Raw genomic sequence first — 12422 nt, 5'->3', positions numbered from 1 at the left:
CGGCTCAGGTCACTGGGTTCGCAGCACGAAGCCCACGCCGCGCACGGTGTGCAGCAGTCGGGGCGCGCCGCCGGCCTCCAGTTTGCGGCGCAGGTAGCCGATGAACACGTCGACCACGTTGGTGTCGGCGGCGAAGTCGTAGCCCCAGACCAGTTCGAGCAACTGGGCGCGGCTCAGCACGGCGGTCTTGTGCTCGGCAAGCACCGCGAGCAGGTCGAATTCGCGTTTGGTCAGGTCGACGTCGACGCCGTTGACCCGCGCGCGCCGGCCCGGGATGTCGACCTCGAGCGGGCCCACCTGGATGGTCTCCGAGGAGAAGGTGGCCGTCGATCCCCGCCTGCGCAGCAGTGCCTTGACCCGCGCGACCAGCTCGGCGAGCTGGAAGGGTTTCACCAGGTAGTCGTCGGCGCCGGCTTCCAGGCCGGCCACCCGGTCGTCGACCGAACTGCGGGCCGAGAGCACACAGACCGGTACGTCGTTGTCCATGGCGCGCAGTGCGGTCACCACGCTCACGCCGTCGAGCACGGGCATGTTGATGTCCAGGACGATCGCATCGGGCCGGGTCTCGGTGGCCGACCGCAGGGCTTCGGCGCCGTCGACGGCGGTCGACACTTCGAACCCCGAGAGGCGCAGTCCGCGTTCCAGCGATGCGAGCACGTCGGGATCGTCGTCGACGACGAGTACCCGCGGTGAGGCCGAACTGTCCATGACCACATCTTGCCTGATCGCCGCCCGGCGGCGTGGGAGGCCGGGAGGTCGCGTCCGGGCTCGTGATTGACCTCAATCACAGTTGAGGTTCTACCGTGACGATGTCGCGGCCGAAATCGGATTGCTCGACGTGGGATCATCGGAATGAGGGGGGTCGACCGCGGCGTTGTTGGCAGACGCGCCGTGTGCATGGCGGTCGATAACAAGGGAGACGGGCTGTTGGGCGAGACGACCCACGAGCCGGGTGCAGGGCACCTGGCTGCGGCCATCGCCCCGCCTCGTCCGCGGCCGCGGGCGGCCTCCGACCTGTTGCGCTTGATGCCGTACCTGATGCCCTACCGCGCCCGGTGGATCGCGATGATCGTCATCGCTATCAGCAGCCTGGGCGCCACCGTGGCGATTCCGCTGATGACCAAGGCGGTGATCGACGGTCCGGTGCGCCATCAGGATCAGCGCGGTTTGTGGGTGGTGGGCGCGGCGGCGGTGGCGGTCGGGGTTGCCGAGGCGGTGCTGTGGTTCATCCGGCGCTGGCTGGTGGCCCGGGCCACGATGGGTGTGGAGGCCGACATCCGCAAGGACCTCTACGCCCGGCTGCAGATCCTGCCGATGTCCTTCCATGGGCAGTGGCAGTCCGGTCAGCTGCTCTCGCGAATCATGAATGACCTGAGCACGATTCGTCGGTTGCTGTCCTTCGGTCTGGTGTTCCTGATGCTCAACGTCCTGCAGATCACCGTCGTGACCGCGATCCTGCTGGCGATGTACTGGCCGCTGGGCGTGGTGGTGCTGGTCTCGATCGTGCCGATCACCTTGATCGTGCTGCACTTCGAGCGCACCTTCACCCGGCTGTCCCGGCAGGCCCAGGATCAGGCCGGCCACGTCGCCACCCACGTCGAGGAATCCGCACTCGGGTTGCGGGCCGTCAAGTCCTTCGGCAGGGAGGACTACGTGTACGGCCGGTTCGACGAACAGGCCGGCGAGCTCTACGACACCCAGATCAAGAAGGTCGCCGTCTCGGCGAAGTTCTGGACGCTGCTCGAGATCATCCCCAACCTCACGCTCATCGTCGTACTGGGCTTCGGGGCATACGCCGCCGGGCACGGCCTGGTCACGCTCGGCACGCTGGTCGCGTTCATCACGATGATGCTGTCGCTGGTGTGGCCGATCGCCTCGCTGGGCTTCCTGTTGTCGATGACGCAGGAGTCGATGACGGCGGCCAACCGGATCGCCGAGATCTTCGACGCTCCCCGGGAGATCACCGACGGCCGGCGCACCGAGGAACCGCGCGGCGGCCGGCTCGAACTGATCGACGTCGGTTTTAGGTTCAACGACAGCGACGAGTGGGCGTTGCGCCATGTCACTGTCACCGTCGAACCGGGGGAGACCCTGGCGCTGGTCGGCGCCACCGGCTCGGGCAAGTCGGTGCTGGCCGCCCTGCTGCCTCGGCTCTACGACGTCAGCGAAGGCTCGATCCGGGTCGACGGCACCGATATCCGGGACCTCTCGCTGTCCGCGCTGCGGTCGGCGGTGGCCACCGCGTTCGAGGACCCGACCCTGTTCTCCATGTCGGTGGCCGAGAATCTCACGCTGGGCCGGTCCTCGGACAACCCGGTGAGCGACGAGGAGCTGGCCCGGGCCATCGAGGTGGCGGCCGCCGAGTTCGTCTACGACCTGCCCTTCGGCCTGCAGACCCGCATCGGCGAGCAGGGGATGAGCTTGTCCGGCGGTCAGCGCCAACGGCTTTCGCTGGCGCGGGCGATTCTGGCCGCCCCGCGGATCCTGGTTCTCGACGACACCCTGTCGGCGCTGGACGTGCACACCGAGGCGGTGGTCACCGAGGCGCTGCGGCGAGTGCTGGCCGGGGTGACCGGTGTGGTGGTGGCCCACCGCGCGTCGACGGTGCTGCTGGCGGACAAGGTCGCGTTGCTGGACACTGTCGACGGGGCCGGCACCATCACGCACCTCGGCACCCACGCCGAACTGCTCGCGACCGTTCCGCGCTACCGCTATCTGCTGGCCGCCGATGACGACCTCGACGACGGGTGCGAACCGCGCGAGCAGTGGGAGGACGACGACGAGCGGCAACGGCTGGGCCGGGCCTACGACGAGTCCTGTGAGGAGCGCGAATCCGTCCGCGGCCCAGTCGGTTACGTCACTTTCGAGGGAGGTCAGCGATGACCACCACCGAATGGCGCGGCAAGTTCGACGAACAGCCCGACGACCTGCCGATCGACGAGGCCGTGCCGCGGCGCCGCGAGGCGCGCGCCCTGCTCGGCTCGCTGTTGCGGCCCTACCGCGCCACCGTCGGCGTGCTGGCCCTGGTGGTCGTCGTGGAAAACGCTGCGCGACTGTCGGTTCCGCTGCTGGTGCAGCGGGGAATCGACCATGCGATACCGCCGCTGCTCAGCGGTGGTTCGTCGCGTGAACTGATCCTGGTGGTCGCCACGCTGTGCGGTGTGGTGGTGCTGCAGGCGGTCAGTCGGCTGATCTTCCTGAACCGGTCCGGACGCATCGGCCAGCGGATGCTGCTCGAGGTGCGCAGGCGGGTGTTCCGGCATTTCCAGCGTCTCGACGTCGCCTTTCATGACCGCTACACCTCGGGGCGGGTGGTCAGCAGGCTGACCAATGACGTCGAGGCCATCCAGGACATGCTGGAGACCGGGTTCGACAGCCTGGTCACCGCGGTGCTGACACTGTTCGGTACCGCGATCCTGCTTGTGGCCCTTGATGTTCGGCTCGGGTTGATGTGTCTGGCGGCGTTCCCGATCCTGGTCGCCCTGGTGTGGTGGTTCTCGGCGGAGTCGGCCAAGACCTACCGCAAGGTCCGGGAGAGCGCGGCCCTGGTGATCGTGCAGTTCGTCGAGACGATGACCGGGATCAAGGCCGTCCAGGCCTACCGGCGGGAGCCGCGCAACCAGGAGATCTTCGACGACGTCGCCGACCAGTACAGCGCGGACAACGAACGCACCTTCCGGTTGTTGGCGATCTTCATGCCGGGGGTCAAACTGGTCGGCAACCTGACGACCGGTGTGGTGCTGCTCTATGGCGGCTACCGGGTGCTGCACGGTGAGATGACGATCGGCACCCTGGCCGCCTTCCTGTTGTACCTGCGGATGTTCTTCGAACCCATGCAGGAGATCTCGCAGTTCTTCAACACCTTCCAGTCGGCGTCCTCGGCGCTGGAGAAGCTCGCCGGCGTGCTGGCCGAGAAGCCGGGTATCGCCGATCCCGCGCACCCGGTGCGGCTGCACGACGTCCGTGGCGACGTCGCCCTGCGTGATGTCCAGTTCGCCTATGTCCCCGACCGGCCGGTACTGCCCGGACTGAACCTCACCATCCCGGCGGGGCAGACCGTCGCACTGGTGGGCACCACCGGGGCGGGCAAGACCACCATCGCCAAGCTGATCGCCCGGTTCTACGACCCCACCTCGGGGGCGGTCACCCTCGACGGCGTCGACCTGCGCGACGTCGCGCAGAGCGACCTGCGCCGCCACGTGGTCATGGTGACCCAGGAGAACTTCCTGTTCTCCGGCACGGTCGCCGACAACATCCGGTTCGGCCGGCCCGAGGCCTCCGACGAGGAGGTGGCCGCGGCCGCCGCCGCGGTCGGCGCCGACGGGTTCATCGCGGCACTGCCGGACGGCTACCGCACCGACGTCGCCAAGCGGGGTGGACGGCTGTCGGCCGGGCAGCGCCAGCTCATCGCCTTCGCCCGGGCGTTCCTGGCCGATCCCGCGGTGCTGATCCTGGACGAGGCGACGTCCTCGCTCGACATCCCCAGCGAGCGCCTGGTGCAGCGCGCACTGCACACCGTGCTGGCCGACCGGACCGCGCTGATCATCGCCCACCGGCTGTCGACCGTGGAGGTCGCCGACCGGGTGCTGGTGCTCGAGCACGGCCGCATCCTGGAGGACGGGCCGCCCGGCGAGCTGATCGGCGACGGGCAGGGCCGGTATGCCGCGCTGCACCGAGCCTGGGTCGAATCGCTGGCGTAGCTGCGCCGAGATCGACGGTGTGGCGGGTTCCACTCGTGATTCCGCGCCCATTCGTCGGTTTCGGCGGAATGGGGGTCAGGGCAGACCGATGCGCCGGTAGCGTTCCAGCCGCGCCGCGTACCGGTCGGCGGCCGGCTGCGTGCGCAGGCCGTGCAGTTCGCGGGCGATCGCGGTGCCCAACCGGCGGGTGAACTCGACTGGTTCGTCGGCGGCGTCGGGATGTTCAGGCACGATCGCATCGACGATCCCGTTGCGCAACAGATCCGCGGACCGAATGCCTTGTGCGCCAGCCAGTTCCGCTGCATGGGTGGTATCGCGGAAGACGATCGCGCTGGCGCCCTCCGGGGGCAGCGGCGCCAGCCAGCCGTTCTGGGCGGCCAGCACCCGGTCGGCGGGCACCATCGCCAGTGCCGGGCCGCCACTGCCCTGACCGAGCAGCACCGACACCGTCGGGGTGTCCAGGGTGACCAGGTCGGACAGGCAGCGGGCGATCTCACCGGCCAGGCCGTTCTGTTCGGCGTCGGCCGACAGCGCCGGGCCGGCGGTATCGATGACGAGGACCAGCGGCAGTTGCAGGCTGGCGGCCAGTGCCATGCCGCGGCGGGCCTCGGCGAGGGCGGCGGGGCCGGTCCGGTGGGCAGGAGCGAAGCGACCCGGGGATGGATCGAGCCCGCCGGTGACGCGCCGCTGGCCGACGACGACGGCGGGCTGCCCGCCGAAGCGGGCCAGCGCCAGCACCGTGGAGGCGGCCTCGCCGTGCGTCCCGGACAGCAGCACCCGGTCGGTGGCACCGGTCCGCAGCAACCAGCTCACACCCGGCCGGTCCGGGCGTCGGGAGGCCACCACGGAACCCCACGCCGGCACGTCCGGGATCGGCTCGGCCGCAGCGGCATCCGGTGCGGGCCCGGGTGTATCGGCGATGACGCTCAACGCCCGGTCAAGCGTCGGGCGCAGCAGGTCGATGTCCACCACGCCGTCGATGACACCGTGGCGCAGCAGGTTCTCGGCGGTTTGCACGCCGGCGGGGAAGGGTTCCCCGTAGAGCTGTTCGTAGACCCGCGGGCCCAGGAAGCCGATCAGCGCGCCGGGCTGGGCGACGGTGATGTGGCCTAGCGACCCCCACGAGGCGAACACCCCACCGGTGGTCGGGTGGCGCAGATACACCAGATAGGGCAGATGCGCCTGCTTGTGCAGCGTGACGGCGGCGGCGATCTTGACCATCTGCAGGAAGGCGACGGTGCCCTCCTGCATGCGCGTGCCGCCCGAGCTGGGCGAGGCCAGCAACGGAAGACGCTCCGCGGTCGCGCGCTGCACGGCGGCGGTGATCCGTTCGGCCGCGGCCACGCCGATCGACCCGGCCAGGAAGTCGAACTCGCAGGCCACCACGGCCACCCGGCGGCCGAATACAGTGCCCTCGCCGGTCAGCACCGACTCGTCGAGCCCGGTGGCCGCCCGGGCCCGGGCCAGCTCGGCCGCGTAGACCTGATCGACGGGCACCTCCAGCGGCGCGTCGTCCCAGCTGCGGAACGACCCGGCGTCCAGGACAGCGTCGCGCAGTTCGACTGCCCCGATGCGACTCACCAGACGAGGTTAACGGCCCAGTACTCTGGGTTTCATGATCGGAGTCAACCGTGTGGGTGATGTGACGACCATCGAGCTGCAGCGTTCCGAGCGGCGCAATGCGCTGAACTCCGAGTTGGTCGACTCGTTGCGCGACGCCGTGGAGAAGGCGGCGGCCGACGATGTGCGGGCCATCGTGATCACCGGGCAGGGCACGGTGTTCTGCGCCGGCGCCGACCTGTCCGGCGACGTGTTCGCCGCGGACTTCCCCGACAAGGCGATCGCGCTGAACAAGGCCATCGACGCCGTACCGATGCCGGTGATCGGCGCCATCAACGGTCCGGCCATCGGCGCCGGCGTCCAGCTGGCCATGATCTGCGACCTGCGGGTGGTGGCACCGGAGGCGTACTTCCAGTTTCCGATCGCGAAATACGGCCTGGCACTGGATAACTGGAGCGTGCGACGGTTGAGCTCGCTGGCCGGTTACGGCCGCGCGCGGGCCATGCTGCTGGCCGCCGAGCGGCTTGACGCGCAGACCGCGCTGATGACCGGGATGGCCAACCGGATCGGTGATCTGGCCGACGCGCAGACCTGGGCCGCCGAGATCGCCGGGTTCGCCCCGCTGTCGCTGCAGGCGTCCAAGCGGGTACTGAACGACGACGGCGCCTACGAGGAGCAGGGTCCGCTGCACAAGGAACTGTTCGACAAGGCCTGGGGCAGCAAGGACGTCATCGAAGCCCAGGTGGCGCGCATCGAGAAGCGCGCCCCGAAGTTCCAGGGGGCCTAGGACTTGTTGAGGGCGGCGCTGCGCTTCGCCGCCGGGACCGCATCGCTGGCCACCGGCGGGTGGGTCCTGCGCGCTCTCAACGACGCGCCCGCCTCGCTGGGCGCCGGGCCCGGCCTGATCGGCCCGGTCGCCGGCCGTTCGCCGCACTACCGCGACGGGGTCTTCCACAACCTGGAGCCGGCCTCGCCGCTGCGGCTGGACGCCGAGGAGAACCGCCTCGTCCTGTTCGACATGCTGTCGAGCCGTTCGGCCAGCCGTCCGCGGAGCACGATCCCGCTCGACGAGCCGCCGGTGCCCGCGCCGCCCGAACCACTGGCGGTGAGCTGGCTGGGCCACTCCACCGCACTTCTGGAGATCGACGGCTACCGGGTGCTCACCGACCCGATCTGGAGCCAGCGATGCTCCCCGTCGCGCGCGGTCGGCCCGCAACGGCTGCACCCGGTGCCCACCCCGCTGGAAGCCCTGCCCGCACTGGACGCCGTGGTGGTCAGCCACGACCACTACGACCACCTCGACATGGACACCGCGCTGGCGCTGACCCGCAGCCAGCGCGCCCCGTTCGTGGTCCCGCTCGGAGTGGGCGCTCACCTGCGGCACTGGGGTATCCCGGACGGCAGGGTGATCGAACTGGACTGGCACGAAGAGACCCGTATCGGCGACCTGACCCTGGTGTGCACCCCGGCGCGGCACTTCTCGGGGCGGTTCCTGACCCGCAACACCACGTTGTGGTCGTCCTGGGCCATCATCGGGCCCCGCCATCGCGCCTACTTCGGCGGCGACACCGGCTACACCCGCAGCTTCGCCGACATCGGCGCCGCGCACGGCCCCTTCGACCTGACGCTGATGCCGATCGGGGCCTACAACAACTCCTGGCCCGATATCCACATGAACCCCGAGGAGGCGGTGCAGGCGCACCGCGACGTCACCGATGCCGGCCTGCTCGTGCCGGTGCACTGGTGCACCTTCCGGCTGGCCCCGCACCCGTGGGCCGAGCCGGTCGAACGGCTGCTCACCGCGGCCGACGCCGCCGGAATTCCGGTCGCGATCCCCAAGCCGGGCGGGCGGGTGGTCACCACGGCATCACCAGGGATAGAGCGGTGGTGGCGGCCCTGACGCACTACGGTGCAAGCCATGACCGCTCTGGGCAGACTTCTCGTGACCGTCGTTCTGTTGGCCACTCTCACCGCCTGCAGCACCAGCCCCAAGTCTGAACCCGCCACCGTGCCCTCCGACGTTCCGCCGCCCCTGGTGCCTGCGATGGCGCTGCCGGACAACGCCGTCGACAACGCGGTGGCCAAACTCGACGGGATCGCCGCAGACCTGATGAGGTCCTCCGGTATCCCGGGGATGGCTGTAGCGGTCGTTCACGGCGGGAAGACGGTGTACGCCAAGGGATTTGGTGTCAAGGACAACACCAGGCCCGCCGATGACCCGTCGAACAAGGTGGATCCCGACACGGTGTTCCAGCTGGCCTCGGTGTCCAAGTCGATCGGGTCCACCGTGGTGGCCCATCAGGTTGGCACCAGGGCGATCACCTGGGACACCCCGGTGGTCGACAAGCTGCCCTGGTTCGCGCTGTCCGATCCGGCGGTCACCAGGATGGTAGCCATCGGTGACCTGTACTCGCACCGTTCCGGTCTGCCCGACCACGCCGGTGACAAGCTGGAGGACCTGGGCTACGACCGCCGCGCCGTGCTGGAGCGGCTGCGGAACTATCCGCTGAGCCCGTTCCGAATCTCCTACGCCTACACCAACTTCGGGCTCACCGCCGCTGCCGAGGCCGTTGCTGCCGCAGCGGGTAAGTCCTGGGAGGATCTCAGCGACGAGGTGCTCTACCGGCCGCTGGGGATGGCCTCCACCAGTTCAACGTTCGCCGACTTCGAGGCCCGCGCCGACAAGGCGCTCGGTCACATCCGCATCGACGGCGGCTACCAGCCGCGCTACCAGCGTGACCCCGATCCGGAGTCTCCGGCGGGCGGGGTCAGCTCGTCGGTCAACGACATGACGCACTGGCTGACCATGCTGCTGGCCAACGGAACCTACAACGGCCGGCAGATCGTGGATCCCGCCGCGCTGCTGCCGGCGCTGACTCCGCAGATCGTGTCCAGCCCGCCCAGTGAGCCGGCCATGCGGTCGGGTTTCTACGGCTACGGATTCAACGTCGGCACCACCTCCGCGGCGCGCACTGAGATCAGCCATTCCGGGGCCTTCGAACTCGGAAGCGGAACGAACTTCGTGATCATCCCGTCGGCCGATGTCGCGATCGTCGCGCTGACCAACGCCACCCCGCGCGGGATCCCGGAGACGCTGACCGCTGAGTTCGCCGACCTCGTCCAATTCGGCCAGGTCCGCGAAGACTGGCGCAAGCTCTACGGCGATGCCTTCGCCACGATGGACGCGCCGGTGGGGTCGCTGTCCGGTAAGCAGCCGCCGGCCAATGCCGCGCCGGCCAAGCCGCTGGCCAGTTACGCCGGCACCTACGCCAATGCGTTCTGGGGGCCGGCCACCGTCGCCGAGAAGGACGGCAAGCTCACCGTGGCACTGGGACCCAAGGGGCAGACCTTCGAGCTGACCCACTGGGACGGTGATGAGTTCGCCCTGAGCTTCGTCGACGAAAACTCGCCGCCCGGAAGCATTTCCGCGGCCCGTTTCGACGGCGACAAACTCACGCTGGAGTACTACGACGACGAGAAGATGGGCACTTTCACCAAATGACTGCCAGCACCGCGACCGGTCTGAGCGACGCCGAGGTCGCCGCACGCACCGCCGAAGGTAAGACCAACGACGTCCCCAGCCGGGCGTCGCGCAGTGTCAACGAGATCGTCCGGGCCAACGTCTTCACCCGGATCAACGCCATCCTCGGTGTGCTGCTGCTGATTGTGCTGGCCACCGGATCGCTGATCAACGGGCTGTTCGGCCTGCTCATCATCGCCAACAGCGGCATCGGCATCATCCAGGAACTGCGGGCCAAGAAGACCCTGGACAACCTGGCCATCGTCGGGCAGGCCAAACCCACCGTGCGCCGCCAGTCGGGCACGAAACCCTTGGCGCCCAACGAGGTCGTCCTCGACGACATCATCGAACTGGGGCCCGGTGACCAGATCGTGGTCGACGGTGAATTGCTCGAGGCATCGATGCTGGAGGTCGACGAGTCGCTGCTGACCGGTGAAGCCGACCCGATTCCCAAAGACGTCGGCGCCGCGGTGATGTCGGGCAGTTTCGTCGTCGCGGGCACCGGTGCCTACCGGGCCACCAAGGTGGGCCGGGAGGCCTACGCGGCCCGGCTGGCCGAGGAGGCCAGCAAGTTCACCCTGGTGAAGTCCGAACTGCGCAGCGGCATCAACAAGATCCTGCAGTTCATCACCTACCTGCTGTGGCCGGCGGGCCTGCTGACCATCTACACCCAGCTGTTCACCACCGGGGTCGGCTGGCGGGAGTCGGTGCTGCGGATGGTCGGTGCGCTGGTGCCGATGGTCCCGGAAGGTCTGGTGCTGATGACGTCGATCGCCTTCGCCGTCGGGGTGGTCCGGCTTGGCCGGCGCCAGTGCCTGGTCCAGGAACTGCCCGCCATCGAGGGCCTGGCCCGCGTCGACGTGGTGTGCGCGGACAAGACCGGAACCCTCACCGAGAACGGGATGCGGTTGTCCGAGGTGGCGTCGGTAACCGCCGAGGGCACCGACGTCACTCCCGATCTGGTCGCGAAAGTCCTTGGCGCCCTTGTGGCCGACGATCCGAAGCCCAACGCCAGCATGCAGGCCATCGGTGAGGCGTATCCCGACCCGCCGGGCTGGACCACCACAGCCAGCGCGCCGTTCAAGTCGGCCACCAAGTGGAGCGGCGCGTCCTACGGCGAGCACGGCAACTGGCTGATCGGTGCGCCCGACGTGCTGCTGGACCCGGACTCGCCGGCTGCCGCGCAGGCCGAGGAGATCGGTTCGCGCGGGCTGCGGGTGCTGTTGCTCGGTTCCAGTGACGTCCCGGTCGACAGCCCGCAGGCACCTGGCACCGTCACTCCCGTCGCCCTGGTGGTCCTGGAGCAGCGGGTCCGCCCGGACGCCCGTGACACCTTGGAATACTTTGCCTCCCAGCAGGTCTCGGTGAAGGTGATTTCCGGCGACAACGCGGTTTCGGTGGGTGCGGTGGCCGGTTCGCTCGGGCTTCAGGGCGAGACCATGGACGCCCGTCAGCTGCCGTCCGAACCCGACGAACTGGCCGACACGATGGCCGAGTACACCACCTTCGGGCGGGTGCGCCCGGACCAGAAGCGGGCCATGGTGCACGCGCTGCAGTCCCGCGATCACACCGTCGCGATGACCGGCGACGGCGTCAACGACGTGCTCGCGCTCAAGGATGCCGACATCGGTGTGGCGATGGGCTCCGGCAGCCCGGCATCGCGTGCGGTGGCGCAGATCGTGTTGCTGGACAACAAGTTCGCCACGCTGCCCTACGTCGTGGGTGAGGGCAGGCGGGTGATCGGCAACATCGAGCGGGTGTCCAACCTGTTCCTCACCAAGACGGTGTACTCGGTGTTGCTGGCCCTGCTCGTCGGGCTGGCGGGGCTGTCATCGAAGTTCTTCGGCACCGACCCGCTGCTCTATCCGTTCCAGCCGATCCACGTGACCATCGCGGCCTGGTTCACCATCGGCATCCCGGCCTTCATCCTGTCGCTGGCACCCAACAACGAGCGTGCCCATACCGGGTTCGTGCGCCGGGTGATGGTCTCGGCGCTGCCGTCGGGCGTGGTGATCGGCCTGGCGACCTTCGTGTCCTACGTGATCGCCTACCGCGACAGCGCCACCACCGTGGAGCAGATGCAGGCCTCGACCGCCGCGCTGATCACCCTGCTGATGGGCGCGGTGTGGGTGCTGGCCGTGGTGGCCCGGCCCTACCAGTGGTGGCGGGTGGCCCTGGTGGCCGTCTCCGGTCTGGCCTACGTGGTGATCTTCGCCATTCCGCTGGCGCGCAAGGAGTTCATGCTCGACCCGTCGAATGTCCAGACCACCTCGACGGCGCTGGCGATCGGCCTGGTCGCGGCGATCATCATCGAGGCGCTGTGGTGGATCCAGGGGCGGGTACTCGGCGAACCGCGAACCTTGTGGCGGCCATCGGCCGGGGGCAAGATTGAGCCTGGTTGCGTTGAGAAGAAAGGGTGACCATGAGTTTCATCGACAAGGCCAAGGAAGTATTGAGCCAGAACGCCGACAAGGTGGAGGCGGCGATCGACAAGGCCGGCGACATCATCGACGAGAAGACCCAGGGCAAGTTCTCCGAGGCCGTCGACAAGGTCCAGGATGCGGCGAAGAGCGCTGTCGAGAAGGGCGCCGAGGCCGTCAAGAAGACGACCGACACGGACGACAAGCCGGCCTAGTAGAAAT

9 protein-coding genes are annotated in these 12422 nt (G+C 68.8%); 7 read left to right on the top strand and 2 right to left on the bottom strand.

Annotated elements, in window-relative coordinates; translation table 11 throughout:
* Window positions 1-9 precede the first annotated feature (9 nt).
* The gene (prrA, locus tag G6N35_RS14875) at window positions 10-708 is read right to left on the bottom strand and encodes a two-component system response regulator PrrA (RefSeq protein WP_163804952.1); all 699 of its coding nucleotides are present in this window, start codon (window positions 706-708) and stop codon (window positions 10-12) included.
* A gap of 219 nt (window positions 709-927) precedes the next feature.
* Between prrA and G6N35_RS14870 the strand changes: the two genes are divergently transcribed.
* Both G6N35_RS14870 and G6N35_RS14865 read left to right on the top strand, forming a co-directional pair.
* On the top strand, window positions 928-2883 hold the full coding sequence (locus tag G6N35_RS14870; protein WP_246224317.1) for an ABC transporter ATP-binding protein: 1956 nt from the start codon (window positions 928-930) through the stop codon (window positions 2881-2883).
* Window positions 2880-4700 (top strand): ABC transporter ATP-binding protein, encoded by a 1821-nt coding sequence (locus G6N35_RS14865; RefSeq protein WP_163804950.1) that lies wholly within the window; start codon window positions 2880-2882, stop codon window positions 4698-4700. Before G6N35_RS14870 ends, G6N35_RS14865 begins: the two co-directional genes overlap by 4 nt.
* Window positions 4701-4775: 75 nt before the next feature.
* Here the strand turns inward: G6N35_RS14865 and G6N35_RS14860 are convergent, their stop codons facing one another.
* Entirely contained in the window at window positions 4776-6281 is a 1506-nt protein-coding gene (locus G6N35_RS14860; protein WP_163804949.1) for a carboxyl transferase domain-containing protein, read from the bottom strand.
* A 34-nt stretch (window positions 6282-6315) separates the two neighbouring features.
* Between G6N35_RS14860 and G6N35_RS14855 the strand changes: the two genes are divergently transcribed.
* From G6N35_RS14855 to G6N35_RS14835, 5 genes are read left to right on the top strand one after another with little or no spacing between them, the layout of a single operon-like run.
* Entirely contained in the window at window positions 6316-7047 is a 732-nt protein-coding gene (locus G6N35_RS14855) for an enoyl-CoA hydratase (RefSeq protein ID WP_163804948.1), read from the top strand.
* Window positions 7048-7053: 6 nt separating this feature from the next.
* Window positions 7054-8160 (top strand): MBL fold metallo-hydrolase, encoded by a 1107-nt coding sequence (locus G6N35_RS14850; protein WP_179967362.1) that lies wholly within the window; start codon window positions 7054-7056, stop codon window positions 8158-8160.
* 18 nt (window positions 8161-8178) lie between these two features.
* Window positions 8179-9762: a serine hydrolase gene (locus G6N35_RS14845; RefSeq protein ID WP_179967361.1), complete on the top strand. Its 1584-nt coding sequence runs from the start codon at window positions 8179-8181 to the stop codon at window positions 9760-9762.
* On the top strand, window positions 9759-12200 hold the full coding sequence (locus G6N35_RS14840) for an HAD-IC family P-type ATPase (protein ID WP_163804945.1): 2442 nt from the start codon (window positions 9759-9761) through the stop codon (window positions 12198-12200). Before G6N35_RS14845 ends, G6N35_RS14840 begins: the two co-directional genes overlap by 4 nt.
* Window positions 12201-12202: 2 nt before the next feature.
* Window positions 12203-12415: an antitoxin gene (locus tag G6N35_RS14835; RefSeq protein ID WP_163804944.1), complete on the top strand. Its 213-nt coding sequence runs from the start codon at window positions 12203-12205 to the stop codon at window positions 12413-12415.
* Window positions 12416-12422: the final 7 nt, after the last annotated feature.

Origin of the sequence: Mycolicibacterium anyangense (genome assembly GCF_010731855.1) — a bacterium.
Taxonomy (GTDB): Bacteria; Actinomycetota; Actinomycetes; order Mycobacteriales; family Mycobacteriaceae; genus Mycobacterium; species Mycobacterium anyangense.
This window is presented reverse-complemented; position numbering and strand designations above follow the sequence as displayed.